The sequence below is a fragment of the Streptomyces sp. NBC_01092 genome, assembly GCF_045039535.1.
GTDB lineage: Bacteria > Actinomycetota > Actinomycetes > Streptomycetales > Streptomycetaceae > Streptomyces.
On the sequence record NZ_CP108659.1, the window covers coordinates 5,482,524 to 5,509,214 of the forward strand.

Here is a 26,691-nt window from a genome sequence, read left to right on the forward strand (position 1 = left end):
CACATACGGGACAGGCCGACGATGGGGACCGATCTTGTGGGGCAGTCCGCGGCACTTCCCCTCAGCGCGCATCGTTACCATGCGTGGACGCACATTCCGACGACCACTGACGACGACGAGGGACGGGCGAGCGCGTGGCCGAGGCGGCAGACTTCCAGGGGATGAGTCCCTCACCTGCCCGCCGCTGGCTGCGGCGCACCGGAGCACTGTTCGCCGGGGCGCCGCTGCTGGCCGGCCTGCTCCAGCTGCCTGCAGCGACGTCCTCACACGCCGCCGGACAGGACTCTCTGAAGGCCGCTTCCGGCTCGAAGACGGTGGCCGTCGCTGTGGACTCGCTCACCCCTGCCGTCGCCGGTGAGGACGACACGGTGACCGTGTCCGGCACGGTGACCAACAAGGGCAAGCAGACCGTCACCGGCGCGCAAGTGGACCTGCGTCTCGGTGGAGTGCTGAACACCCGCTCGGCCATCGACACGGCCGCCGGACGCACCGACTACCAGGAGGGTCTCGACGGCTCCCCGGTGGGCGGGAAGTACGTCAAGGAGTTCGCCAAGCTCACTGCGGGGGTCTCGCAGACCTTCAGCATCTCGGTGCCGGTCGAGGAGCTCGACCTCGGCGGAGACGGGGTCTACCCGTTCGCCGTCTCCTTGTCCGGCGAGACGTCGGCGGAGCCCTGGAACCACGTGCTGGGCATCCAGCGGACCTTCCTGCCGTGGCAGCCGGACGGGGCCGACACAAAGACGAAGACGACGGTTCTGTGGCCGCTCATCTCCACGTCCCACATGACGGCGCAGACGGGATCGGACGAGGCGCAGACGCCGGTCTTCCGTGATGACGACCTCGCCAAGGAGATCTCCCCGGGCGGGCGTCTCCAGCAGCTGGTGTCGCTCGGCAGGGACCTCGACGTCACCTGGGTGATCGACCCCGACCTGCTGGCCTCCGTGGACGCGATGACGGAGAGCTACCGCGTCCAGGGCGAGGGTGACACGACCACGGCCGGCACCCACCAGGCGGTCGCCAACCAGTGGCTGGCCGAGCTCCAGGACGCGGTGCAGGACAAGGAGGTCGTCGCCCTTCCGTTCGCCGACCCCGACCTGGCGTCCCTGGCGCACAACGGCACGAACGTCACCGGCTCCCTGAGTCACCTCAAGGAGGCCACGGACGTCGCCGCCGACACCGTCGACGCGGTGCTCCACGTGCAACCGACCACCGACTTCGCCTGGCCCGTGAACGGCGCCGTCGACCCGTCCATCGTGAAGGTCGCCACCTCCGCCGGCGCCGACAAGGTGATCGTCCGCAGCGACAGCCTGGTCGAGACGGGCGGCCTGCCCTACACGCCCTCATCGGCCCGCCCCATCGGCGGCGGCACGACGGCGGTGGTAGCGGACGCGCGGATGTCGACGGTGTTCCAGGGCAATCTGACGAGAGCGTCGAGCTCGACACTCGCCGTGCAGAGGTTCCTCGCCCAGAGCCTGACCCTGAACCTCCAGTCGGACAAGCAGCGCAGCATCGTCGTCGCCCCGCAGCGGATGCCGACGGCGAGCCAGGCCCAGGCGATGGCCGAGGCGGTGACGGCGCTCCAGGGCGGCACATGGTCCCAGTCCCAGGGACTGACGGCCGCCGCCACGGCCAAGCCGGACTCCGGCGCCACCACCAAGGTGCCGTCGGCGTCCGGGTACCCCTCCTCGCTGCGCAAGCAGGAGCTGCCGCGCGCGGCCTTCGAGCAGATCGCGACCACGCAGAGCAAGCTCGACAGCTTCAAGGTGATCCTGACCGACCCGTCCCGCGTCGTGACCCCCTTCGGGCGGGCCATGAACCGCGAGATGTCCACGTCATGGCGTGGCCGCTCGGCGGCGGCCGCCGACTACCGCAACGGCGTCGAGGCATACATCAACTCACTGGCCGGCCAGGTCACGCTGATCGAGAAGTCCGAGATCAAGCTTTCGGGCCGCAGCGCCATGATCCCTGTGACCGTGCAGAACAACCTGGTGCAGGGCGTCGAGCACCTGGTGCTGCGACTGACCTCGTCGAGCCCGAGGCGCCTGGAGATCGGCGGCGAGGCGTACGACGAACAGCGCGTCACGGTCTCCGGCGGACACAGCCAGACGGTGAAGTTCACCACGTCGGCTCAGGCCAACGGCCAGGCCACGGTGAGGGCCCAGCTGTACACGGAGGACGGCCAGCCGTACGGCCAGCCCGTCACGTTCGACGTGAAGGTCACCGAGTTCACGGCCACCGTGATGCTGGTCATCGGCGGCGGCTTCCTGCTGCTGGTCCTCGCCGGGTTCCGGATGTACACGCAGCGCAAGCGCGCCGCGGCCCGTGACGCCGAGGAGAACGGCTCCCCGGAGGCGGGTGAGGCCGACGGCGATCCGGAGAACCCGGAAGGCCCCGAGGACCGTCTCACGACCGAGGACCTTCACAAGGAAGAGTCCCGCACCGGTGAGGGGGAAGACGCCCCGGAGCAGCCGAGTGACCCGACCCCGGACACCGCAGCGGAAAGCGCCGACCCGTCCGGCACGGGTGAGAGAGTGGACCGTTGAGCGATGTCGTGGCCGGTGGGCCCGGGACGATGAGGTGGGGTAGCCATGAACGCGCCGTACGACGGTGACCGCGGCCAGGCTGCGGGCAGCTCGGGGCACCCCGAGGGCCCGCCGCCCGAGCCCGGTCAGGTGCCGCCGCAGCACCCCGCGGACATGTACCTCCAGGACGCCTACGACCAGGACCCCTACCGGGGCCAGGAGCTCTCCGCCCAGGACCCGGTCGCCGAGGCGCTGTACGACCGTGCCGCGCACCCGCCGCCCCCGCCGGGCACCTACCAGCCACAGCAGCCCCTCTACTCCCAGCCGCCTCAGTCGCCGTACGCCCCCGACCCCAACGTGTGGGCCCAGACCCCGGCGCCCGAGCCGGAGGGCCCCACCCAGTACCTGCCGTACGGTGACGACCCCCGTACGACCCAGTACGTGGGCGTCGACGATCTGGTCTCGCATTCCGCCGGGGAACAGCAGGAGCACGACGCCTTCGCGCACCTCTTCCGCGACCAGCAGCAGGGCGGCCACCCGCAGTACCAGGCGCCGCCCACGGTCCCCGGACCCTCGCCCGCACCCGCCACGGGCCCCACGCCCCCCGTAGGGGCCGACACAGCCGCGCCCGCGCCCGCTCCTGCCCCGGCTCCCGCCTCGAAGAAGGGCGGGCGGGCCGGCGGTCTGCTGAAGTCGAGCGCCGTGATGGCCGCGGGGACGATGGTCTCCCGGCTCACCGGGTTCGTGCGGTCGATGATGATCGTCTCGGCGCTGGGCCTCGGCCTGCTCGGTGACTCGTTCCAGGTCGCCTACACGCTGCCGACGATGATCTACATCCTGACCGTCGGCGGCGGCCTCAACTCGGTCTTCGTGCCCCAGCTCGTGCGCGCCATGAAGGACGACGAGGACGGCGGTGAGGCGTACGCCAACCGTTTGCTCACGCTGGTCATGGTGGCGCTCGCAGCCCTCACCGCGCTCGCCATGGCCGGTGCGCCGCTCCTGGTCAGCGCGCTGTCCACCAAGGTCGCCAGTGACCCCGCGGCCAACGAGGTGGCGGTCACCTTCACCCGCTACTTCCTGCCCTCGATCTTCTTCATGGGCGTCCATGTGGTGATGGGCCAGATCCTCAACGCCCGCGGCCGGTTCGGCGCCATGATGTGGACGCCGGTCCTGAACAACATCGTCATCATCGTGACGCTCGGAATGTTCCTGTGGGTGTACGGCACCGCGGAGCACTCCGGCATGGAGGTCACGAACATCCCGCCGGAGGGCCAGCGGCTCCTCGGCGCCGGTGTCCTGCTCGGCCTGGTCGTGCAGTCCCTGGCGATGATCCCGTATCTGCGCGAGACCGGGTTCCGGCTGCGCCTGCGCTTCGACTGGAAGGGCCACGGCCTCGGCAAGGCCGCCATGCTGGCCAAGTGGACGATCCTGTTCGTCCTGGCCAACCAGGCGGGTGCGCTCGTCGTCACCCAGCTGTCCACGTCCGCCGGCTTCGACTCCGACGTCGACGGCACCGGCTACGCCGCCTACGCCAACGCTCAGCTCATCTGGGGCCTCCCGCAGGCCATCATCACGGTCTCTCTGATGGCCGCCCTGCTGCCCCGTATCTCGCGTTCCGCCGCCGAGGACGACCCGGGCGCCGTACGCGACGACATCTCCCAGGGCCTGCGTACGACAGCGGTGGCGATCGTGCCGCTCGCCTTCGGCTTCCTGGCGTTGGGCATCCCGATGTGCACGCTGATGTTCGGCTCCTCGGGCACCAGCGAGGCCACCAACATGGGCTACATGCTGATGGCGTTCGGCCTCGGCCTGATCCCCTACTCGGTGCAGTACGTCGTGCTGCGCGCCTTCTACGCCTACGAGGACACCCGCACCCCCTTCTACAACACGGTCATCGTGGCCGCGGGCAACGCGGGGGCGTCGGTGCTCTGCTACCTCCTGCTGCCGGCTCGCTGGGCCGTGGTCGGCATGGCCGCCTCGTACGGCCTGGCGTACGCGATCGGCGTAGGCGTCGCCTGGAGCCGGTTGCGCAAGAGGCTCGGCGGCGACCTCGACGGCGCCCGGGTCATGCGGACGTACGCCAGACTCTGCATCGCCTCAGTGCCCGCGGCACTGCTGAGCGGTGCGGCCTGCTACGCGACCACGCATGTCCTCGGTCAGGGTGTCCTCGGCTCCTTCGCCGCTCTGCTCGCCGGTGGAGCGGTACTGCTCGGGATCTTCTTCGTCGCTGCGCGCAAGATGCGCATCGAGGAGCTGAACTCACTGGTCGGCATGGTTCGCGGGCGTCTGGGTCGCTGAAGCTGGGGTACGCGCACAACCATCGTCCGCCATCGTGTGTCGTGCATAGCGGCGGACTGTGGGCACAATTGGTTTCGGCGTCGGACGGTGCGCTCGGGGTCGTAGGGCGTGCAACGGATGGGGAGGCAGGAACGACGGTGGCGGAACGGAGCACGGCTGCCGTCGACGTGGCAGACAACAGCGGCGACGAGCCGCTGACCGCTCAGGCGGACCAGTCCACGGCCGACGGGGTGGCCAAGAATCGGGAGCGGGACACGGACATCGACGAGGCACAGGGGAGTGGCGGGACCGAGGGTCCCGGGAAGGCCTCACCGCCCGAACTGCACAGCGGCCACAAACTCGCCAGACGCTACCGCCTCGAGGAGTGCGTCACCCGTCTGGACGGTTTCAGCAGTTGGCGTGCGGTCGACGAGAAACTCCGTCGCGCCGTTGGCGTGCACATCCTGCCGGCGGACCACGCGCGAGCCCGTTCCGTACTGGCCGCGGCCCGTTCCTCCGCACTCCTCGGCGACCCGCGCTTCGTCCAGGTACTCGACGCCGTGGACGAGAACGACCTCGTCTACGTCGTCCACGAATGGCTCCCCGACGCCACGGAACTGACGGCCCTTCTGGCTTCCGGCCCGCTGGAGGTGTACGACGCCTACCAGATGGTCACCCAGGTGTCGGCAGCCATGGCCGCCGCCCACCGCGAGGGCCTGGCACATCTGCGGCTCAACCCGAACGCCGTGCTGCGTACGTCCTCGGGACAGTGGCGCATCCGCGGCCTCGCCGTGAACGCCGCGCTGCGGGGCATCAGCTCCGACACCCCGCAGCGCACCGACACGGAGGCCATCGGCGCGCTGCTGTACGCCACGCTCACCCAGCGCTGGCCGTACGAGAGCGACGCCTACGGCCTGTCCGGGCTGCCGAAGGACGTCGGTCTGATCGCCCCCGATCAGGTGCGTGCCGGTGTCCACCGCGGGCTGTCCGAGCTCGCCATGCGCGCGCTGGTCAACGACGGCGCGACGGCCTCCCGCCACGAGTCCGCGTGCACGACGCCGGAGGAACTGGTGAAGGCGATCGGCGAGATGCCCCGCATCCGCCCGCCGGAGCCGTCGTTCACGGCCCCGCCGGACTATCAGCGCACGACGTACCAGCAGGGCACGTACGGCCGCCAGACGCGTCCCGGCGTCACCCAACAGGTGCCGACCCCGCCACCCCCGTTGCAGAGCCGTACCGGCAAGGCACTGAAGTGGGCCGTCTCGGCCCTCCTCATCGCCGCGCTGGGCCTGGGCAGCTGGCAGCTGGCGGACGCGCTGATGGACCAGGGCGGCAAGTCCGACGACAACCAGACGCAGACGACGGACGACGGCGACAAGGGCAGCGACAGCAGCAAGCCGGTCCAGATCAAGATTCGGAATGCTCAGGAGTTCGTGGCGAAGGGCGAGGCCCAGGCGCCGGAGGACGTGGCCAAGACGTACGACGGTGACGGCTCGTCGTATTGGCGCACCAAGAGCTTCGTTGACGGTCCGGAGATGAATCCCGCCTTCAAACCCGGCGTGGGTATCGTCTACGACCTCGGCTCGGCCCAGAAGGTGTCGGCCGCGTCGATAGGGCTTCTGTATCCAGGCCCTCACACGACGATCACGCTGTACGCCGCCGACTCCATGACGCCGTCCTCGCTGGACTCGATGGAGAAGATCGGCACCGTCACGACCAACGGCACCAGTGCGACGGTGAAGGTCACCAAGTCGGTGAAGACCCAGTACGTTCTCGTATGGCTCACCGCCATGCCCTACGCGGAGGGCGACGAGTACAGCGGCTCGGGCTTCAAGCAGGCCCTCACCGACCTGAAGTTCACCGGCTGAGAGCTCACCGCAGACAAAGGGAGGGGGTCCCGATGGCAGATGGCACCGCACGCCGCGACACAAGCGATCAGGACCTTCTCGCCCTGCACGTGGAGGGCGACCCCGACGCCTTCGGTGAGATCGTCCGGCGGCACCGCGACCGGCTCTGGGCGGTGGCGCTGAGGACGCTGGGTGACCGTGAGGAGGCCGCTGACGCGGTCCAGGACGCCCTCGTCTCCGCGTACCGGGCCGCCCACACCTTCCGGGGCCAGTCGGCCGTCACGACGTGGCTGCACCGGATCACGGTGAACGCCTGCCTGGACCGCGCCCGCAAGGCTGCCTCCCGTAAGACCTCTCCGGTCGACGACACCGAGCGCCTGGAGCAGTTGCTGGAGCCTCACGAGGAGGCATCCGCCCCGGCAGAGCGCAACGATCTGCACCGCCAGCTGCTGGAGGCGCTCGGCACGCTTCCGCCCGACCAGCGTGCGGCCCTCGTCCTGGTGGACATGCAGGGCTACCCGGTCGCCGAGGCCGCCCGGGTACTCGATGTGCCCACCGGCACGGTCAAGAGCCGATGTGCGCGCGGCAGAGCCAGACTCCTGCCGCTCCTGACGCATCTACGGCCGGAAAGCGCGGGAGGCGGCAAGGATTCCGGCGAGCGGCGGAACCGGACGCAGGGGACATCCGTCCCACCGGCAGCGGGTCCACGTGCCGCGGGGCCGCAAGCCCCGGATCCGCGCGATACCGGGCCGAGTGATTCAGCTGCAGTGAAGGGCGGAGGTGGGCGAGCGTGACATCCACGACGGACACGGCCGGGCACCCGGACGTCGCCGAGATCTCCGACCTCACCGAGGGCCTTCTCCCCCCGTCCAAGACCGCCGATCTACGCCGGCATCTGGACGAGTGCGAGCTGTGCGCGGATGTCCAAGCCTCGCTGGAGGAGATCCGGGGGCTGCTCGGCACACTGCCCGGTCCGTCGCGCATGCCCACCGATGTCACCGAACGCATCGACGCCGCCCTCGCCGCAGAGGCTCTGCTGAGCGCCACGGCGCCCGACAACATCGACCAGTCGAAGCTCGCCGGTGCTGCGCACTCGGTCTCCGACGTGGACGACGGTGCGCATGTTTCACGTGAAACATCGGCAGCGGCAGGACGCCCGGCGGGGCATGCCCGCTCCTCGACCACCGGTCCCGGCCGCAAGGACCGCAAGAAGGCCGGGCGGCGCAAGGTCGTCGTCCTGAGCGCCGCGTTCACGGCGGCTGCCCTGGGCCTTGGATCCGTGCTCCTGACCTCACTCATGGGTGGCGGCTCCGGTCCAACGGCCGATGGGGGGCAGACCACCGCCGACACCTTCTCCGCGGCGAAGCTGGAGAACCAGGTCTCCGATCTTCTGGCGAAGAGCGAGAGCTCCGTCGGTGGCTCCAAGAAGCCCGACCGCAGCTTGGGCATGGAGGGCGGGGCCGACACCGCGAGCCCCCGGGTCTTCCGCGAGATCACGGTGCCCGAATGCATCCGCCAGGGCATTGGTCGCAATGACATCGCCCTGGCCGCCGAGGAGGGCCGCTACAAGGGCAAGGAAGCTCTGCTCGTCGTCTTGCCCGATGCCTCTGATGTCAGCCGGGTCACCGTCTACGTCATGGACGCGAGCTGTGTGAGGCACCCATCGACCGCCAAGGCCGATGTTCTCCTGACGGAGTCCTACGCACGCAGCTGAGCGGCCGTAGGTTCGTCTCCGTCCGAGGCGGCAACCCCCACGATGTGACGTGGCAATGACGTCACCGTGTGCCCGGACACAGTGGGAATGCGCGCCCCTTAGGATCCGTTGGGTGGGGTGAGAGTCCTGAAAGGGTCTCCCACCGGTCCGACGACGTATTCCAGAGACGAGGAATCAAGCCGTGAGCGACGTCCGAAACGTGATCATCATCGGCTCCGGGCCCGCCGGCTACACGGCGGCGCTCTACACCGCGCGCGCGTCACTGAAGCCGCTGGTGTTCGAGGGAGCCGTCACCGCTGGCGGTGCGCTCATGAACACGACCGACGTGGAGAACTTCCCGGGCTTCCAGGACGGCATCATGGGCCCCGAGCTCATGGACAACATGCGCTCCCAGGCCGAGCGCTTCGGAGCCGAGCTCATCCCGGACGACATCGTCAACGTCGACCTGAGTGGTGAGATCAAGACCGTCACCGACACCGCGGGCACGGTTCACCGCGCGAAGGCCATCATCGTCGCCACCGGCTCGCAGCACCGTAAGCTCGGCCTGCCGAACGAGGACGCCCTCTCCGGTCGCGGCGTCTCGTGGTGTGCCACCTGTGACGGCTTCTTCTTCAAGGACCAGGACATCGCCGTGATCGGTGGCGGTGACACCGCGATGGAGGAGGCCACCTTCCTCTCTCGCTTCGCCAAGTCCGTGACGATCGTCCACCGCCGGGACACCCTGCGCGCCTCCAAGGCGATGCAGGAGCGTGCCTTCGCCGACCCGAAGATCAAGTTCGTCTGGGACAGCGAGGTGGCCGAGGTCCAGGGCGACCAGAAGCTCGCCAGCCTGAAGCTCCGCAACCTCAAGACCGGCGAGCTCTCGGACCTGGCGGTCACCGGCCTGTTCATCGCGATCGGCCACGACCCGCGCACCGAGCTGTTCAAGGGCCAGCTGGAGCTGGACGAGGAGGGCTACCTCAAGGTGGAAGCCCCCTCGACCCGCACCAACCTCAGCGGCGTCTTCGGTGCCGGCGACGTGGTCGACCACACCTACCGCCAGGCGATCACCGCGGCCGGTACCGGCTGTTCCGCCGCTCTCGACGCCGAGCGCTTCCTCGCCGCCCTCGCGGACGAAGAGAAGGCCGAGCCCGAGAAGACCGCTGTCTGACCCCCACCCACCCCACGCACCAGAGTTAAGGAGCCCGCCGTGGCCGGCACCCTGAAGAATGTGACCGACGATTCCTTCGAGCAGGACGTTCTCAAGAGCGACAAGCCCGTTCTGGTGGACTTCTGGGCCGCCTGGTGCGGTCCCTGCCGTCAGATCGCGCCGTCCCTCGAGGCGATCGCCGCCGAGCACGGCGACAAGATCGAGATCGTCAAGCTCAACATCGACGAGAACCCGGGTACGGCCGCCAAGTACGGCGTCATGTCCATCCCGACGCTGAACGTCTACAGCAACGGCGAGGTCGCCAAGACCATCGTCGGCGCGAAGCCGAAGGCCGCGATCCTCCGCGACCTTGAGGACTTCATCGCCGAGTGACGTTTCACGTGAAACACGAATGGGCCAACCCCCTCGGGTTGGCCCATTCGCATGAGAGGCACCTTGTCGGTCACAGAGGCCGCAACACCGGCTCTTTCTGCACGGCCCCCAACAGCCGGTCGATCGCCATCTCCACGTCTTCCTTCCAGGACAGCGTCGTCCGCAGCTCCAGCCGCAGACGCGGGAAGGTGGGGTGGGGGCGAACCGTCTTGAAGCCCACGGCCAGGAGATGGTCCGCCGGCAGAACGCAGGCCGGCTCTTTCCACCGTGAGTCTCCGAAGGCCTCGATCGCCTTGAAGCCCCGCCGCAGGAGATCCTTGGCAACCGTCTGGACCATCACTCTGCCCAGCCCCTGCCCCTGATAGCCCGGCATGATGAACGCGGTCATCAACTGCACCGCGTCCTGTGAAACGGGACTCGTCGGGAACGCGGTCGAGCGCGGGACGTAGGCCGGAGGCGCATACAGCACGAAGCCAACCGGCACCTCGTCGACGTAGACGACCCGACCGCAGGAGCCCCAGTCCAGAAGGACGGCGGAGATCCAGGCTTCCTTCTCCAGGGCGGGGGTGCCGGCCTTTACCGCGGCCTCACCGCTGACCGGGTCCAACTCCCAGAAGACGCACGAGCGGCAGCGCTTGGGAAGGTCCGGAAGGTTGTCCAGCGTGAGCGGTACGAGCCGACGCCCCATGAAGGCTGATCCTCGCTTCCTTCGCCCGCGGCATCGCGAGCGGCTGTCAGGGCGCTTCGTTCCCTGAGCAGGCTGCCGACGAATCCGCCGACCGCGCCCAGCCCAAGACCCGCGCTCACCAGTCCGGTGCGGCTCACCGTTCGCATGGCCCCGCCTCCCCTAAGAGGTCTGCCAGGTGGATGCGCCATACCCGAACGCATCGTATCCACGAAGCGATTCCATCGATACCGTCAGAAAGCAAAGGGCGGGCCGTGTTCCGGTACACACCGGACACGGCCCGCGTGAACGAGTCGGACAGCAGACCCGGTCGGCCGAGCCTCAGTCCTCGGTCTCCTCCGCGTCCTCGTCCAGCAAGCTCTTCTGGAGAGCGAGCTTCTCGCCCGGAGCGAACGTGCTGAGGATCCGCTCAAGGTCATCCGGAGAGGCGAACTCGACGGTGATCTTGCCCTTCTTCTGCCCCAGTTCGACCTTCACTCGCGTCTCGAAGCGATCCGAGAGTCGCGTCGCGAGGTCGGACAGCGCCGGAGAGGGCACGGAGCCGGCCCGGGGACCCCTGGAACGTGGAGTCTTCTGCGGCCGCGAGCCCATCAGGGTCACGATCTCCTCGACGGACCGTACGGAGAGGCCTTCGGCCACCACCCGATAGGCCAGCCGCTCCTGCTCCTCCGGGTCCTCCACGGACAGGAGAGCCCGCGCGTGGCCGGCGGAGAGAACTCCGGCAGCCACCCGGTTCTGGACCTTGGGCGAGAGCTTCAGCAGACGCAGGGTGTTGGAGACCTGAGGCCGGGAACGGCCGATGCGGTCGGCCAACTGGTCATGCGTGCAGTTGAAGTCCTTCAGCAACTGATCGTAGGCAGCTGCCTCTTCGATCGGGTTCAGCTGAGCGCGGTGCAGGTTCTCCAGCAGCGCGTCCAGAAGAAGCTTCTCGTCATCCGTGGCCCGCACGATCGCCGGGATCGCGTCCAGGCCCGCCTCACGGCAGGCCCGCCAGCGACGCTCGCCCATGATGAGCTCGTAGCTCGCGGGGCCGATCTGCCGGACGACGATCGGCTGGAGAAGACCGACCTCCTGGATGGAGGTGACGAGCTCTTGCAGAGCGTCCTCGTCGAAGACCTCACGCGGCTGACGCGGGTTCGGCGTGATCGCATCGAGGGGGATCTCCGCGAAGTGGGCGCCCATGGGAGCTGCGGGCATCTCCACGAAGTCGTTCGGCGACGGCTCCTCGGTTTCATGTGAAACAGGCGGCAGAGTGGCCACCTTGGCCGCGGCCACCCCACGCTCGGACAGCACCGGTACTGCGGCCGGAGACGCAGAAACGGCTCCCCCTACCGCCGTCGGGGACACCGACTTCTCCGTCGGTGCAGCAGGGATCAGTGCGCCGAGACCACGACCCAAACCCCTCCGTCGCTCGCTCACTGGATCCCCTCCACCATGCTCGGGTTGCTCTGGGCGCCGATGTGGGCCTGCGTCGGGTCATAGCTGACGCCGACACCCTTCAGCGCGATTTCTCGTGCCGCCTCAAGATAGGACAGAGCACCGCTTGATCCCGGATCGTAGGTCAGCACTGTCTGTCCATAGCTCGGCGCCTCGGAGATACGGACCGAGCGGGGAATGCTCGTCCGCAGCACCTCGTCGCCGAAGTGGGTACGCACCTCGTCCGCGACCTGGGACGCGAGCCGCGTCCTGCCGTCGTACATGGTGAGCAGGATCGTCGAGACATGCAGGGCGGGGTTGAGGTGCCCCCGCACCAGATCGACGTTGCGGAGCAGCTGCCCCAGGCCCTCCAGGGCGTAGTACTCGCACTGGATCGGGATCAGGACCTCCTGCCCGGCCACGAGCGCGTTGACCGTCAGCAGACCGAGCGAGGGCGGGCAGTCGATGAGGACGTAGTCCAACGGCTGCTCGTAGGCCTGGATCGCCCGCTCAAGTCGGCTCTCACGTGCCACCAGGGACACCAGCTCGATCTCCGCACCGGCGAGATCGATCGTGGCGGGGGCGCAGAAGAGACCCTCGACATCAGGGACCGGCTGGACGACTTCGGCGAGCGGCCTGCTCTCCACCAGCACGTCGTAGATCGAAGGAACTTCGGCGTGATGGTCGATCCCCAAGGCAGTGGACGCGTTGCCCTGTGGGTCGAGGTCGATGACCAGCACCCGGCCGCCATGCAGGGCAAGCGACGCGGCAAGGTTGACGGTCGTCGTCGTCTTGCCCACGCCCCCCTTCTGGTTGGCGACCACCATGATGCGGGTCTGCTCGGGCCGTGGCAGGCCCTCGCCGGCGCGGCCTAGAGCCTCCACCGCCAGTTGGGCAGCACGACCGATGGGAGTGTCGTCCATCGGGGGCGGTGTTTCACGTGAAACATCCTCCCCCATCGATTCGGTACGGGGACCGGGGACCGGATCGGTCATCGGTCCCGCGATGTTGGCGTTGGACCGCAAGGATTCACTCTCCTCGACTTCAGGCTCGCAATGAACAGAGCCTCCCATGTCTTCGGGGTCGCGAACCAGTGAGGCCTGTTGTTCTGTGGAGAAATCCACCTCTGTGGAAACCTCCGTGCCCCTCCTGGGGGACGGAGAGTTGTCAGAAGCACCCTCTCCGAGGGATCCGAGGGGCTTTCGGTCGCGCGGTTCGGCAGCGGCGCGGCCGCGGCTGATGATGCCGTGCAGCAGTGAGCGACGTTTCACGTGAAACACGATGCACAGCAGCCGAGGTCGAACTGTCGCGACACTCCGGCATGGGTAGGTTTGCCAGCTTGTGTGGAGTACGTCTCGTCGTCAGGACGGATCAGCGCCGTCGCCGGGCACGTCCGGTCCTGGCCGCCTTCGCCCGCTTCGCTGCGAAGCGCACACCGCCCGGACTTTCCCCCACCTCGACGCGCACGACCGTGGACATCGGATCCACCACGCCTTCCCCGACATGGAGGATCGACGTCTCGACCGCGCCCAGCTTACTCAGAGCCGTCGCCGCGCTCTTCAGCTCCTCCTCCGCGGTATCTCCCTTGAGTGCCAGCATCTCGCCGTACGGGCGCAGCAGGGGGATGCCCCAGGTGGCCAGCCGGTCCAGCGGAGCCACGGCACGGGCAGTCACGACATGCACAGGCTGCAGACTGCCCATGACCTCTTCGGCGCGACCACGGACGACCGTCACATGATCGAGCCCCAGCAGCTCGACGACCTCCGTCAGGAAGTTCGTACGCCGCAGCAGAGGCTCCAGCAGGGTGATCTTCAGGTCCTCCCGGACCAGCGCCAGAGGGATGCCGGGCAGGCCGGCGCCCGAGCCGACATCGCACACCGTCACGCCCTCGGGAACGACCTCCGAGAGCACCGCGCAGTTCAGCAGGTGGCGCTCCCACAGGCGGGGCACCTCTCGCGGGCCGATCAGGCCGCGCTGCACACCCGCCTCGGCAAGCAGTTCGGCGTAGCGGACCGCATCAGCGTAGCGATCGCCGAACACCTCACGTGCCTGCTCGGGCACAGGGGGAAGCTCCGCTGCCTCCGTCACGGGGGACCGTCCTTCCGTACCGCGCCGACGCCCGAGGCGTCGATCACCAGAACCACCAGAACTACCAGGCTGACAAAGTTCGGCCCCGCCTGCGGACAGACGGGGCCGGAGGAAAGGTACGAGCCGATCAGGCGGGAAGCACGACGACGAACCGCTGCGGCTCCTCGCCCTCGGACTCGCTGCGCAGGCCCGCCGACTTCACCGCGTCATGTACGACCTTGCGCTCGAACGGCGTCATCGGCTTCAGCTTCACGGGTTCGCCGGTGTTCTTGACCTCGGCGGCAGCCTTCGCGCCCAGCTCGGAGAGCTCGGCACGCTTCTTGGCCCGGTAGCCCGCGATGTCCAGCATCAGCCGGCTGCGATCCCCGGTCTCCCGGTGCACGGCCAGGCGCGTGAGCTCCTGAAGCGCCTCCAGCACCTCACCCTCACGGCCGACCAGCTTCTGCAGGTCTCGGCCGCTCGCGTCGCTGATGATCGAGACAGCGGCGCGGTCGGCCTCGACGTCCATGTCGATGTCGCCGTCGAGATCGGCGATGTCGAGCAGACCCTCGAGGTAATCCGCCGCGATCTCGCCCTCCTGCTCCAGGCGGGTCAGGGTGTCTACACCCTCGGCAGCGGCGGAGGTGGTGCCTTCCGTCACGGGATGGGCTCCTTCTTACTTCTTGGAGGGGGACTTGGGGCGCTGCGGACCGCCCTTGCGCTGCCCGGACTGGGCCTTGCTGCGGCCGCCGCTGCTGGGCTTCGAAGCATCCTTCTTGGCGGCGCCGGGCTTGGCGTCCTCAGGCTCGTCGGACTCGTCGGACTTCCGCAGCGACATCGGCTCATCGGCCTGCTTCGGACCGCCGGAGTGACGCTGAGCCTTGCTCTGGCGCTTCGGCTGCTGACGCTTGGGGGTCGCCGTGGTGGTCGGCGTACCGTCCTCGGCCACGGTGGCTACGGCGCCCTCGCCCTTCAGCACGGTGCCGTCGGTCTGCGCCGCGAGGCCGGCCTTGCTCAGGCCGTTGATGAACTTGCGCTCGTACTCGTTGCGGTCGCGGCCCTTGGCGACGATGGCCTTGACGATGGCGCGCTCGCCACGGCTGCGGGTCTTGCCGTGGTTCGTGACGTGCTTGGTGAGGCGGTCCAGGTACGCGGCCTGAGCCTTGGAACCCGGGGTCGGGTTGTTACGGATGACGTACATCTGCTGGCCCATGGTCCACACGTTGGTGGTCAGCCAGTAGACGAGGACACCGACCGGGAAGTTGATGCCGAAGATGGCGAACATGACCGGGAAGATGTACATCAGCATCTTCTGCTGCTGCATGAACGGCGTCTTCACCGTGGTGTCGACGTTCTTCGTCATCAGCTGGCGCTGCGTGTAGAACTGCGACGCCGACATCAGGACGATCATGACCGCGGTGACGATGCGGACGGTGGTCAGCGAGGCGTCGAGCGCGGCGACGTCAGCGGAGCTGTCGGTGAACTTCGCGGCCAGCGGGGCACCGAAGATGTGCGCCTGCTGCGCGCTCTTCAGCAGGCTCTCGTTGATGACACCGATGGTGTCGTTGTTCGCGATGCTGTTGAGCACGTGGTACAGGGCGAAGAAGAACGGCGACTGCGCCAGGATGGGAAGGCACGAGGAGAGCGGGTTGGTGCCCGTCTCCTTGTACAGCTTCATCATCTCTTCGGACTGGCGCTGCTTGTCGTTCTTGTAGCGCTCCTGGATCTTCTTCATCTCCGGCTGGAGAGTCTGCATGGCCCGGGTCGCCTTGATCTGCTTCACAAAGAGCGGGATCAGGCAGATACGGATCAGAATCACCAGGGACACGATGGACAGGCCCCAGGCCCAGCCGGTGTCAGGGCCGAAGATGGCGCCGTATACCGAGTGGAACTGGACGATGACCCATGAAACGGGTGTCGTGATGAAGCTGAAGAGGCTGGCAATCGTGTCCACTAATCATGCTCCTTGGGCATGGGGCGAGGTCTCTGCGGCCGGGCTCGAAGGAACATTCTCCTCGGTGGCCGTTTCGGCGGCGGAGGGCCCGCCCTTGCGTGCGCGCCAAGCGTTGCGCAGCAGCTCGTGCCACCGCGGACGCTTGCGCGGCGGAACATGGTCCACACCGCCCGGCGACCACGGGTTGCACCGCAGGATGCGCCAGGCGGTCAGCGCCGTGCCCCTGATCGCACCGTGCCGGTCGATGGCCGTGTACCCGTAGTGGGAGCACGACGGGTAGTACTTGCACACCGGCCCGAGCAGCGGACTGATCGTCCACTGGTACAGCTTGATAAGAGCCAGCAGTGGGTACTTCATCGCGCGCCCCCTCCCAGCAGCCGCTGCAGAGCGGCATCCAGGTCTCGGGCCAGCTGTGCATGATCGGCGTCACCCGCACCGGGCAGCGCTCGTACGACTACCAGGCTACCGGGGGGCAGCTGGTCGACTCGGTCGCGCATCAGATGGCGAAGCCTGCGCTTCACCTTGTTCCGCACGACCGCGCCACCCACTGCCTTGCTCACGACGAAACCCGCACGCGTCGGGGGAGCGCTCTCCCCAGGCGCGTGCGGGTCCGTGGCACCGCTACGAAGGTGGACGACGAGAGTCGGGCGCCCGGCCCGGCGTCCTCGTCGTACCGCGGTCGCGAAGTCCTCGCGCCGCCTCAGCCGATGCTCGGTAGGCAGCACGACGTCATGACCTGATCGGGATCAGGCGGACAGGCTGGCGCGACCCTTGCTGCGGCGGTTCGCGAGAATCGCGCGACCGGCACGGGTGCGCATCCGCAGACGGAAGCCGTGGGTCTTGGCACGACGACGGTTGTTCGGCTGGAAGGTGCGCTTGCTCACTCGGGGGCTCCAGAAATAAATCGGTGGTTGCGGGTGCCGTCCTGGCTGTCACCGTGCGCCCACGAGTAGCTCGCAGTTACGCCCGAGTGCACCGCTTACCGATCACCTTGACGCGATCTGGCCCATCGGAGGCAGGCGGCAGCAGCCATCGACAACTCGACCTGGTTACGGTACGCGCGGCTACGCCATCCGGTCAAACCAGAGGCCAGGGGGAGACACTATCCACAGGCTGGGGACAACAACTTGAACCGCACCCGCCGCCCTGACTACCGTGACTGGACTCCGATTCGTTCCCTTGTCCCCTTGATTCTGGCTCCACCCCTTTGAATCCCGACCCGTCCCACAATCACACGTTCGTGGGACCCATGAGAGAGCGTGCCCTGTGGCTGACGTACCTGCCGATCTTGCCGCAGTGTGGCCACGAGTACTGGAACAACTTCTCGGTGAGGGCCGGGGACAGGGCGTCGAATCCAAGGACGAGCACTGGATCCGGCGCTGCCAGCCGCTCGCGCTGGTGGCCGACACTGCTCTGCTCGCCGTACCGAACGAATTTGCGAAAGGCGTACTGGAGGGCCGTCTGGCCCCCATCGTCAGCGACACGCTGAGCCGCGAGTGCGGCCGCCCGATCCGCATCGCGATCACCGTCGACGACTCCGCCGGCGAACCCCCGGCCCCGCCGATGCCCCCCGCGCCGCAGTCTCGCTACGAGGAGCCCGAGCTCCCCTCCTACGAGAGCTACGGCCGCCACCGCGCCGACGACCAGATGCCCGGCGCCGACCCGCTGCCCACCGCGCGACCGGCCTACCCGAGCGAGTACCAGCGCCCCGAGCACGCCCCCGGCAGCTGGCCGCGTCCCACGCAGGACGAGTACGGCTGGCAGCAGCAGCGGCTCGGCTTCCCCGAGCGGGACCCGTACGCATCGCCGTCCCAGGACTCCTACGCGCAGGACTCCTACGGCGCGCCGTCCCAGGACTACCGCCCGCAGCCGATGGATCGGCCGCCGTACGACGGGCACCGCTCCGACTACGACCAGCGCCGGTCCGACTATGAGCAGAAACGGCCCGACTACGACCAGCCGCGCGGCGACTACGACCGTGACGCCCGCCGCGAGTTGCCCGAGCCGCCCGTCGGCTCCGGCCATATGCACCGCGGCGGCCCCGTCGGCACCGGTCTGCCGGCCACCGGCGCCCCCGGCCCGCTGGCCGCGAAGCCCGCACCGGCGCCCGGCCCGGGCGAACCGACCGCGCGACTGAACCCGAAGTACCTCTTCGACACGTTCGTCATCGGCGCCTCCAACCGCTTCGCGCACGCGGCCGCGGTCGCCGTCGCCGAGGCACCCGCGAAGGCCTACAACCCCCTCTTCATCTACGGGGAGTCGGGCCTCGGAAAGACGCACCTGCTGCACGCGATCGGGCACTACGCGCGCAGCCTCTACCCGGGCACGCGCGTGCGCTATGTGAGCTCGGAGGAGTTCACCAACGAGTTCATCAACTCCATCCGCGACGGCAAGGGCGACAGCTTCCGCAAGCGGTACCGGGAGATGGACATCCTGCTCGTCGACGACATCCAGTTCCTCGCGGACAAGGAGTCGACGCAAGAGGAGTTCTTCCACACCTTCAACACGCTCCACAACGCCAACAAGCAGATCGTGCTCTCAAGCGACCGGCCGCCCAAGCAGCTGGTCACGCTGGAGGACCGGCTGCGGAACCGTTTCGAGTGGGGTCTGATCACCGACGTCCAGCCGCCGGAGCTGGAGACGCGTATCGCGATCCTGCGCAAGAAGGCGGTCCAGGAGCAGCTCAACGCCCCGCCGGAGGTCCTGGAGTTCATCGCCTCCCGCATCTCGCGCAACATCCGCGAGCTGGAGGGGGCGCTGATCCGGGTGACGGCGTTCGCGTCGCTCAACCGGCAGCCGGTGGACCTGGGCCTGACGGAGATCGTCCTGAAGGACCTGATCCCCGGCGGCGACGACGCGACGCCGGAGATCACCTCGACGGCCATCATGAGCGCCACGGCCGACTACTTCGGTCTCACGGTCGAGGACCTGTGCGGCAGCTCGCGCGGCCGCCAGCTGGTCACCGCCCGCCAGATCGCCATGTACCTGTGCCGTGAGCTGACGGACCTGTCGCTGCCGAAGATCGGCGCGCTGTTCGGCGGCCGCGACCACACCACGGTGATGCACGCCGACCGCAAGATCCGCAATCTGATGGCCGAGCGGCGCTCCATCTACAACCAGGTCACCGAGCTCACGAACCGCATCAAGAACGGCTGACACAGCCCGCCCGCCGAGGGCCACGAGGGCCTGTCGTATGTCGCTGAGGGCGCCCCGGGACGAGATCCCGGGGCGCCCTTCGTCATGCCGCGGACGTCGGCTGTTCGAATACCTGCCGGGTTACGGTCACTCTCCACAGATTCGGTGACTTTTTGCCGTCCACACCCTGGGGACTGGGAAGTTGTCCAGACTGTTTCCACAGCTGCCCCTGTTGAAAGGGGATCAGACCAGGTCAACTGCATGTGGATTCGTGGACAAACGATCTCCACAGGCTGTGGACAGCGAGAAGATCCACAGGCTGTGTACGAAGTTGTCCACCGACAACCCACAGGCTGGGGCGAGTTGTCCCCAGTGATCCCCAGCTTCTCCACACCGCTGTCCACTGTTCGGCAACACGACGCGCCTTCTCACCGGGTCGAGTGAAAGGCGTCACACAAAGGTGCCGGGTTGGCCTGTGGGAAAGGTGGGTAAAGCTGGGGACGGCGCTGGGGAGAAGTCGCCTCGACCTGTGCATGGGGTGTGCAGAACTTTCCGTTCTCCACAGATACACCTGGTTGTCCACCGCCGTCGCCCACAGGGCCCGTGGACAAAATTTCCGCTCTGAGCTGGGCAAACGTGGTTATCCACCGTTTCCACAGGCCCTACTACTACTCCCAACTAGAGAGAGCTGGGAATCCGTTTCGAAGTGGGTCCTGTGCACAACTCGCTGTCTCGCTCCCGGCTGCCCCTCATCACGACTTGACCCCGAGAGGCACCTACTGTCAGTGGGGTGCGTCAGACTGTTCCCGGTGTCCTTCCCCTCACCGGGGCCGACGACACCGAGACAGACGACGAAGCCAGGCAGGCCGAGAAGCGCCGGCAACAGCAGGAGGCGGCAACAGTGAAGATCCGGGTGGAACGCGACGTACTCGCGGAGGCAGTTGCCTGGGCGGCGCGCAGCCTCCCGGCCCGTCCGCCGGCGCCTGTCCTCGCCGGCCTCCTGCTGAAGGCCGACGACGGTCAGCTGAGCCTGTCCAGCTTCGACTACGAGGTCTCCGCTCGGGTGAGCGTCGAGGCCGAGGTCGACGAAGAGGGCACGGTCCTCGTCTCCGGCCGCCTGCTCGCCGACATCTGCCGCGCTCTGCCCAACCGCCCGGTGGAGATTTCCACAGACGGTGTACGGGCGACCGTGGTCTGCGGCTCCTCGCGATTCACACTCCACACCCTGCCTGTGGAGGAGTACCCGGCGCTGCCGCAGATGCCGACGGCGACCGGCACCGTCCCCGGTGAGGTCTTCGCCTCCGCAGCCGCGCAGGTGGCCATCGCAGCCGGTCGCGACGACACGCTGCCCGTCCTGACCGGTGTGCGCATCGAGATCGAGGGCGACACCGTCACGCTGGCCTCCACCGACCGCTACCGCTTCGCGGTCCGCGAGTTCCTGTGGAAGCCGGAGAACCCGGAGGCCTCCGCGGTCGCCCTGGTCCCCGCCAAGACGCTCCTGGACACCGCCAAGGCGCTCACGAGCGGCGACAGCGTCACCTTGGCGCTATCCGGCTCGGGCGCGGGCGAGGGCCTGATCGGTTTCGAGGGGGCCGGCCGCCGGACGACGACCCGTCTCCTGGAGGGCGACCTTCCCAAGTACCGCTCGCTGTTCCCGACGGAGTTCAACAGCATCGCGGTGATCGAGACCGCCCCCTTCGTGGAGGCCGTCAAGCGTGTGGCCCTGGTCGCCGAGCGCAACACCCCGGTGCGGCTCAGCTTCGAGCAGGGTGTGCTCATCCTGGAGGCCGGTTCCAGCGACGACGCACAGGCTGTGGAAAGGGTCGACGCCCAGCTGGAGGGCGATGACGTGTCGATCGCCTTCAACCCGACCTTCCTGCTGGACGGCCTGAGCGCCATCGACTCCCCGGTGGCCCAGCTGTCGTTCACGACGTCCACCAAGCCCGCGCTGCTCAGCGGCAAGCCGGCGCTGGACGCCGAGGCGGACGAGGCCTACAAGTACCTGATCATGCCGGTGCGCCTGAGCGGCTGACCAGCCGACAGTTGTCCACAGGCCGGTGGAGAAGTGACCCCGGCCTGTGGGAGAACCCGCAGGTGAGGGCGTACGTATGAGCGCGTATGCCCACGGATGTGCGCGTGCGTCCGGGTTTAGGCTCGGGCGTGGCACGAAGGTGCCTCACACGCCACAGCAACCTAAGGAACAACTGATGGAGCTCGGTCTCGTCGGCCTCGGCAAGATGGGCGGCAACATGCGCGAGCGGATACGCCGCGCAGGCCACACTGTCATCGGCTACGACCGCAACCAGGACCTCGCGGATGTCCACAGCCTGGAAGAGCTTGTGGGCAAGCTCCCCGGCCCGCGCGTGGTCTGGGTGATGGTCCCCGCCGGTGCGGCGACCCAGTCGACCATCGACGAGCTGGCCGAGCTTCTTGAGCCCGGTGACGTCGTCGTGGACGGCGGGAACTCCCGCTGGACGGACGACGAGCGGCACGCGGAGGAGCTGGCGGCCAAGGGCATCGGCTTCGTGGACTGCGGCGTCTCCGGCGGCGTCTGGGGCCTGGAGAACGGCTACGCGCTGATGTACGGCGGTGACGCGGAGAGCGTCGCCAAGGTGCAGCCGTTCTTCGACGCCCTGAAGCCCGAGGGCGACTTCGGTGCGGTGCACGCCGGCAAGGTGGGTGCGGGGCACTTCGCGAAGATGGTCCACAACGGCATCGAGTACGCGATGATGCAGGCCTACGCCGAGGGCTGGGAGCTGCTTGAGAAGGTCGACTCCGTGACCGACGTCCGGGAGGTCTTCCGCTCCTGGCAGGAGGGCACGGTCATCCGCTCCTGGCTGCTGGACCTCGCGGTGAACGCCCTCGACGAGGACGAGCACCTGGACAGGCTCAGGGGTTTTGCACAGGACTCCGGTGAGGGACGCTGGACTGTGGAAGCCGCCATCGATCACGCGGTACCGCTGCCGGCGATCACCGCGTCGCTGTTCGCGCGGTTCGCGTCCCGCCAGGACGACTCGCCGCAGATGAAGATGATCGCGGCGCTGCGCAACCAGTTCGGCGGCCACGCGGTGGAGAAGAAGTAACCCGTCGAGAACGAGAAGACCGAGAACGAGAACAAGTAATCCACACCCTGGGGATGCCTGCCTGGCACCCTCGGGGGTGGCCCGGTTGTCCACAGCTGGGGACGGTTCAACCACATGTTGGGGGAGGTCGGCGAACGACCATGCACGTCACGCATCTGTCGCTGGCCGACTTCCGCTCGTACGCCGGCGTCGAAGTTCCGCTCGACCCGGGCGTCACCGCCTTCGTCGGCCCCAACGGCCAGGGCAAGACGAACCTCGTCGAGGCCGTCGGCTATCTCGCCACCCTCGGCAGCCACCGGGTCGCCTCCGACGCCCCGCTGGTCCGGATGGGAGCCGACCGCGCCGTCATCCGGGCGCAGATCAAGCAGGGCGACCGGCAGCAACTGGTCGAGCTGGAACTGAACCCCGGCAAGGCCAACCGGGCCAGGATCAACAGGTCCTCGCAGGTCAGACCCCGTGACGTACTCGGCATCGTGCGGACCGTCCTGTTCGCGCCGGAGGACCTCGCGCTGGTCAAGGGCGACCCCGGCGAGCGGCGCCGCTTCCTCGACGAGCTGATCACCGCGCGCTCCCCGCGCATGGCGGGCGTGCGCTCCGACTACGAGCGTGTTCTCAAGCAGCGCAACACCCTCCTGAAGTCGGCCGCGCTGGCCCGTCGGCACGGCGGCCGCTCGATGGACCTGTCGACACTCGACGTCTGGGACCAGCACCTCGCCCGCGCGGGCGCCGAGTTGCTCGCCCAACGCCTGGACCTGATCGCGACGATCCAGCCGCTGACCGACAAGGCCTACGAGCAGCTGGCCCCCGGCGGCGGCCCCGTCGCCCTGGACTACAAGCCTTCGGCGCCCGGAGAGGCCCACACGCGCGAGGACCTCTTCGAGCAGCTGATGGCGGCGCTCGCCGAGGCGCGCAAGCAGGAGATCGAGCGCGGCGTCACGCTCGTAGGCCCTCATCGGGACGATCTGCTGCTCAAACTCGGTCAGTTGCCCGCCAAGGGCTACGCCTCGCACGGCGAGTCCTGGTCCTACGCACTGGCGCTGCGCCTGGCCTCGTACGACCTGCTCAGGGCCGAGGGCAACGAGCCCGTGCTGGTCCTCGACGACGTGTTCGCCGAGCTGGACACCAGGCGCCGTGAACGCCTGGCCGAGCTCGTCGCGCCGGGCGAGCAGGTCCTGGTGACGGCCGCGGTCGACGACGACGTACCGCACGTGCTGGCGGGGGCGCGGTACACGGTGTCCGAGGGGACGGTGGAGCGCGTATGAGCGAGAGCGGGTCCGAGAACGCCCCCAAGCCGACCCCGGAGCCTTCCGGCGTCGATCTCGCGCGTGTGGCGCTCAGGGCGGCCAAGGAGCAGGCGCGCGCGCGTGGGGACGTGGCGCAGCAGAAGAAGCAGGCGCGGCGCGGGGGCCTGCGCTCCGGCGCGCGAGCCGACGGCCGCGACCCCATGGCGCTCGGCTCCGCCATTAACCGCTTGATCACCGAGCGCGGCTGGGAGACCCCGGCCGCGGTGGGCGGTGTGATGGGCCGCTGGCCGCAGATCGTCGGTGACGACGTGGCCAAGCACTGTGTGCCGGAGAAGTACGACGAGGACGAGCGGGTCCTGGTCGTGCGCTGCGACTCGACGGCCTGGGCGACGAACCTGCGCCTGCTCGCCCCGACGCTGGTCGCCCGCCTCAACGAGGACCTGGGCCACGGCGCGGTCCGCCACATCAAGGTGAACGGCCCCGGCGGCCCGGCCCGACGCTACGGCCCGCTGCGCGCCCCCGGCAGCACCGGTCCCGGCGACACCTACGGGTGAGCGGGGCGGTCGGCTGAGGCTGACCGGCCTTCCGAAACCGGACGCCCACTCCGGACGCCCACCGCGACCGCCCTTCCCGAAAGGCTCGCCTTCTCGAAACGGCCCGCCTTCCTGAAACGGCCCGCTGACAGCCCCGCGAAACGCCGTGTCCTCGGCTCCGGAGCGCTCGTCACAGCCGTCCCCACAGCCCCGTCGACCACAGGTGACCGACATCACATCAGTAGCCGTCGACGGTCACGAAGTGCTGCCGGCGACCTCCTCCTCGTACCACCGGACGCGGTTGCGAATCGCGACCTGACTCCGAAGTAGCCAAGGGTTGACGGCCGGAAGCGCTGAGTGGCTCTGTGAGCCTCTTTGAGCCCCCTTCCACATATCGGGAGTCGGCAGAGGCAGGTTCAGGGCGGCACATGCGGACTCAGGTACCGGCAAACCCCCATCACTGTCGGCGCTACCGGTAGACTGGAGCTCAATCCCGCCCCAATCGTGGGGACCGCCGGGAAAAGCTGAGCAACGCTGATCAAGGCTTACCAACGCAACATGCCGCAGCCGCTCCGGCAACCTGCCGACGAGCCTGGCTCGTGCTGTGCCAGAAAGGGCGCTTCGTGGCCGATTCCGGCAACCCCAACGAGAACATCCCGTCCACCGAGGCCGCGGCCGGATTCGCCGAGGCCTCAGTCACGGCGTCCTACGACGCGAGTGCCATCACCGTCCTCGAGGGTCTGGACGCGGTCCGCAAGCGACCCGGTATGTACATCGGTTCGACCGGCGAGCGCGGTCTGCACCACCTCGTGTACGAGGTGGTCGACAACGCCGTCGACGAGGCGCTGGCCGGCCACGCGGACACCATCGACGTGACGATCCTCGCCGACGGCGGGGTCCGCGTGATCGACAACGGCCGTGGCATCCCGGTGGGCATCGTCCCGTCCGAGGGCAAGCCGGCCCTCGAGGTCGTGCTGACCGTGCTGCACGCGGGTGGCAAGTTCGGTGGCGGCGGCTATGCGGTCTCCGGCGGTCTGCACGGCGTGGGTGTGTCCGTCGTCAACGCGCTGTCGGCGAAGGTCGCCGTCGAGGTCAAGACCGACGGCCACCGCTGGACGCAGGACTACAAGATGGGTGTCCCCACGGCACCGCTCGTGCAGCACGAGGCCACCGAGGAGACCGGCACGTCGGTCACCTTCTGGGCCGACGGCGACATCTTCGAGACCACCGACTACTCCTTCGAGACGCTCTCGCGGCGCTTCCAGGAGATGGCGTTCCTCAACAAGGGTTTGACGATCAAACTCACTGACGAGCGCGAGTCGGCGAAGGCCACCTCCGGGGCGGACGAGGCCGGCGCGGACGAGACCGCCGAGGTGAAGACGGTCACGTACCACTACGAAGGCGGCATCGTCGACTTCGTGAAGTACCTCAACTCCCGCAAGGGAGACGTGGTCCACCCGACGGTGATCGACCTCGAGGCCGAGGACAGGGAAAAGAGCCTCTCCCTCGAAGTCGCGATGCAGTGGAACAGCGGTTACAGCGAGGGCGTGTACTCCTTCGCCAACATCATCCACACGCACGAGGGCGGTACCCACGAAGAGGGCTTCCGCGCGGCGCTCACCAACCTGATCAACAAGTACGCGCGCGACAAGAAGCTGCTGCGCGAGAAGGACGACAACCTCACGGGTGACGACATCCGCGAGGGTCTGACGGCGATCATCTCGGTGAAGCTCAGCGAGCCGCAGTTCGAGGGCCAGACGAAGACCAAGCTGGGCAACACGGAGGCCAAGACCTTCGTGCAGAAGGCGGTCTACGAGCACCTCAACGACTGGCTGGACCGTAACCCGGTCGAGGCGGCGGACATCGTCCGCAAGGGCATCCAGGCGGCCACCGCGCGCGTGGCGGCCCGCAAGGCCCGCGACCTGACCCGTCGCAAGGGCCTGCTGGAGAGCGCCTCGCTCCCGGGCAAGCTCTCCGACTGCCAGTCGAACGACCCCATCAAGTGCGAGATCTTCATCGTCGAGGGTGACTCCGCCGGCGGCTCGGCCAAGTCCGGCCGCAACCCGCAGTACCAGGCGATCCTCCCGATCCGAGGCAAGATCCTCAACGTCGAGAAGGCGCGGATCGACAAGATCCTGCAGAACCAGGAGATCCAGGCGCTGATCTCGGCCTTCGGCACGGGTGTGCACGAGGACTTCGACATCGAGAAGCTCCGCTACCACAAGATCATCCTGATGGCGGACGCCGACGTCGACGGCCAGCACATCAACACCCTGCTGCTGACCTTCCTGTTCCGCTTCATGCGGCCGCTGGTCGAGGCCGGGCACGTGTTCCTGTCCCGTCCCCCGCTGTACAAGATCAAGTGGGGCCGGGACGAGGTCGAGTACGCGTACTCCGACCGCGAGCGCGACGCCCTGCTGGAGATGGGCCGCCAGCGTGGCAAGCGCGTCAAGGAGGACTCGATCCAGCGCTTCAAGGGTCTCGGCGAGATGAACGCCGAGGAGCTGCGCATCACGACCATGGACCAGGAGCACCGCGTCCTCGGCCAGGTCACCCTCGACGACGCCGCGCAGGCCGACGACCTGTTCTCGGTCCTCATGGGCGAGGACGTCGAGGCCCGCCGCCAGTTCATCCAGCGCAACGCCAAGGACGTCCGCTTCCTCGACATCTGAGTCGGTCTCAGCTGACCGCA

The 26,691-nt window shown here is 68.2% G+C and carries 22 protein-coding genes; 13 read left to right on the forward strand and 9 right to left on the reverse strand.

All coding sequences use genetic code 11. The features are described 5' to 3' along the window. Positions 1-134: 134 nt before the first annotated feature. The 7 genes from OG254_RS24880 (at position 135) to trxA (ending at position 9,882) form a co-directional block, all read left to right on the forward strand. Complete coding sequence (locus tag OG254_RS24880) at positions 135-2,543, forward strand: DUF6049 family protein (protein WP_405585566.1); 2,409 nt, start codon at positions 135-137, stop codon at positions 2,541-2,543. A gap of 45 nt (positions 2,544-2,588) precedes the next feature. Then, positions 2,589-4,820: a murein biosynthesis integral membrane protein MurJ gene (gene murJ, locus OG254_RS24885; RefSeq protein WP_405585569.1), complete on the forward strand. Its 2,232-nt coding sequence runs from the start codon at positions 2,589-2,591 to the stop codon at positions 4,818-4,820. 137 nt (positions 4,821-4,957) lie between these two features. Then, positions 4,958-6,667, forward strand: a complete 1,710-nt coding sequence (locus tag OG254_RS24890; RefSeq protein ID WP_405585572.1) for a protein kinase family protein — start codon at positions 4,958-4,960, stop codon at positions 6,665-6,667. A 32-nt stretch (positions 6,668-6,699) separates the two neighbouring features. Then, complete coding sequence (gene sigM, locus OG254_RS24895) at positions 6,700-7,440, forward strand: RNA polymerase sigma factor SigM (RefSeq protein WP_351195494.1); 741 nt, start codon at positions 6,700-6,702, stop codon at positions 7,438-7,440. After that, positions 7,437-8,360, forward strand: a complete 924-nt coding sequence (locus OG254_RS24900; protein ID WP_405585576.1) for a hypothetical protein — start codon at positions 7,437-7,439, stop codon at positions 8,358-8,360. The genes sigM and OG254_RS24900 overlap by 4 nt, the downstream gene beginning before the upstream one ends. Positions 8,361-8,541: 181 nt before the next feature. Further along, positions 8,542-9,510, forward strand: coding sequence for a thioredoxin-disulfide reductase (gene trxB, locus OG254_RS24905; RefSeq protein WP_405585579.1), 969 nt, complete (start codon positions 8,542-8,544; stop codon positions 9,508-9,510). Positions 9,511-9,549: 39 nt separating this feature from the next. Further along, the gene (gene trxA, locus OG254_RS24910; RefSeq protein ID WP_148000327.1) at positions 9,550-9,882 is read left to right on the forward strand and encodes a thioredoxin; all 333 of its coding nucleotides are present in this window, start codon (positions 9,550-9,552) and stop codon (positions 9,880-9,882) included. A 70-nt stretch (positions 9,883-9,952) separates the two neighbouring features. Here trxA and OG254_RS24915 read toward each other — a convergent pair whose 3' ends face one another. The 9 genes from OG254_RS24915 to rpmH all read right to left on the reverse strand — a co-directional run bounded on the left by OG254_RS24915 (position 9,953) and on the right by rpmH (position 16,888). Then, on the reverse strand, positions 9,953-10,570 hold the full coding sequence (locus OG254_RS24915; RefSeq protein WP_405585582.1) for a GNAT family N-acetyltransferase: 618 nt from the start codon (positions 10,568-10,570) through the stop codon (positions 9,953-9,955). Positions 10,571-10,888: 318 nt separating this feature from the next. Next, positions 10,889-11,986 (reverse strand): ParB/RepB/Spo0J family partition protein, encoded by a 1,098-nt coding sequence (locus tag OG254_RS24920; protein ID WP_405585585.1) that lies wholly within the window; start codon positions 11,984-11,986, stop codon positions 10,889-10,891. Further along, complete coding sequence (locus OG254_RS24925; protein ID WP_405595172.1) at positions 11,983-13,056, reverse strand: ParA family protein; 1,074 nt, start codon at positions 13,054-13,056, stop codon at positions 11,983-11,985. The genes OG254_RS24920 and OG254_RS24925 overlap by 4 nt, the downstream gene beginning before the upstream one ends. A gap of 298 nt (positions 13,057-13,354) precedes the next feature. Continuing rightward, complete coding sequence (gene rsmG / locus OG254_RS24930; RefSeq protein ID WP_405585588.1) at positions 13,355-14,071, reverse strand: 16S rRNA (guanine(527)-N(7))-methyltransferase RsmG; 717 nt, start codon at positions 14,069-14,071, stop codon at positions 13,355-13,357. 127 nt (positions 14,072-14,198) lie between these two features. Next, on the reverse strand, positions 14,199-14,711 hold the full coding sequence (locus tag OG254_RS24935; protein ID WP_405585591.1) for a protein jag: 513 nt from the start codon (positions 14,709-14,711) through the stop codon (positions 14,199-14,201). A gap of 15 nt (positions 14,712-14,726) precedes the next feature. Next, positions 14,727-16,004 (reverse strand): membrane protein insertase YidC, encoded by a 1,278-nt coding sequence (gene yidC, locus OG254_RS24940; protein WP_405585594.1) that lies wholly within the window; start codon positions 16,002-16,004, stop codon positions 14,727-14,729. A gap of 3 nt (positions 16,005-16,007) precedes the next feature. Continuing rightward, positions 16,008-16,361, reverse strand: coding sequence for a membrane protein insertion efficiency factor YidD (gene yidD, locus OG254_RS24945; RefSeq protein WP_405585597.1), 354 nt, complete (start codon positions 16,359-16,361; stop codon positions 16,008-16,010). Next, positions 16,358-16,729, reverse strand: coding sequence for a ribonuclease P protein component (gene rnpA, locus OG254_RS24950; protein ID WP_148000334.1), 372 nt, complete (start codon positions 16,727-16,729; stop codon positions 16,358-16,360). Before rnpA ends, yidD begins: the two co-directional genes overlap by 4 nt. 21 nt (positions 16,730-16,750) lie before the next feature. Continuing rightward, entirely contained in the window at positions 16,751-16,888 is a 138-nt protein-coding gene (gene rpmH / locus OG254_RS24955; RefSeq protein ID WP_005482975.1) for a 50S ribosomal protein L34, read from the reverse strand. Between the two features lie 382 nt (positions 16,889-17,270). On the opposite strand from rpmH, the gene dnaA reads away from it, so the two are divergent. The 6 genes from dnaA (at position 17,271) to gyrB (ending at position 26,671) form a co-directional block, all read left to right on the forward strand. After that, positions 17,271-19,160: a chromosomal replication initiator protein DnaA gene (dnaA, locus tag OG254_RS24960; RefSeq protein WP_405585600.1), complete on the forward strand. Its 1,890-nt coding sequence runs from the start codon at positions 17,271-17,273 to the stop codon at positions 19,158-19,160. Between the two features lie 880 nt (positions 19,161-20,040). Further along, a complete protein-coding gene (gene dnaN, locus OG254_RS24965; RefSeq protein ID WP_351195520.1) occupies positions 20,041-21,171 on the forward strand; it encodes a DNA polymerase III subunit beta in 1,131 nt (376 codons plus the stop codon). Positions 21,172-21,346: 175 nt separating this feature from the next. Further along, positions 21,347-22,222, forward strand: a complete 876-nt coding sequence (gene gnd, locus OG254_RS24970) for a phosphogluconate dehydrogenase (NAD(+)-dependent, decarboxylating) (RefSeq protein WP_405585603.1) — start codon at positions 21,347-21,349, stop codon at positions 22,220-22,222. Positions 22,223-22,362: 140 nt separating this feature from the next. After that, positions 22,363-23,484 carry a DNA replication/repair protein RecF gene (gene recF / locus OG254_RS24975; protein ID WP_405585606.1) on the forward strand — a complete coding sequence of 374 codons (1,122 nt, stop codon included), beginning with the start codon at positions 22,363-22,365 and terminating at the stop codon, positions 23,482-23,484. Further along, positions 23,481-24,020 (forward strand): DciA family protein, encoded by a 540-nt coding sequence (locus OG254_RS24980; protein ID WP_351195477.1) that lies wholly within the window; start codon positions 23,481-23,483, stop codon positions 24,018-24,020. Before recF ends, OG254_RS24980 begins: the two co-directional genes overlap by 4 nt. Before the next feature lie 578 nt (positions 24,021-24,598). Then, positions 24,599-26,671, forward strand: a complete 2,073-nt coding sequence (gene gyrB / locus OG254_RS24985) for a DNA topoisomerase (ATP-hydrolyzing) subunit B (protein WP_405585610.1) — start codon at positions 24,599-24,601, stop codon at positions 26,669-26,671. The last annotated feature ends 20 nt before the right edge of the window (positions 26,672-26,691 follow it).

Bases quoted from the DNA above. Each gene is read 5' to 3' on its own strand.
- recF (WP_405585606.1), top strand. From the start codon at position 22,363: ATGCACGTCACGCATCTGTCGCTGGCCGACTTCCGCTCGTACGCCGGC.
- yidD (WP_405585597.1), bottom strand. From the start codon at position 16,361: ATGAAGTACCCACTGCTGGCTCTTATCAAGCTGTACCAGTGGACGATC.
- OG254_RS24980 (WP_351195477.1), top strand. From the start codon at position 23,481: ATGAGCGAGAGCGGGTCCGAGAACGCCCCCAAGCCGACCCCGGAGCCT.
- gnd (WP_405585603.1), top strand. From the start codon at position 21,347: ATGGAGCTCGGTCTCGTCGGCCTCGGCAAGATGGGCGGCAACATGCGC.
- OG254_RS24925 (WP_405595172.1), bottom strand. From the start codon at position 13,056: ATGGGAGGCTCTGTTCATTGCGAGCCTGAAGTCGAGGAGAGTGAATCC.
- sigM (WP_351195494.1), top strand. From the start codon at position 6,700: ATGGCAGATGGCACCGCACGCCGCGACACAAGCGATCAGGACCTTCTC.
- OG254_RS24915 (WP_405585582.1), bottom strand. From the start codon at position 10,570: ATGGGGCGTCGGCTCGTACCGCTCACGCTGGACAACCTTCCGGACCTT.
- murJ (WP_405585569.1), top strand. From the start codon at position 2,589: ATGAACGCGCCGTACGACGGTGACCGCGGCCAGGCTGCGGGCAGCTCG.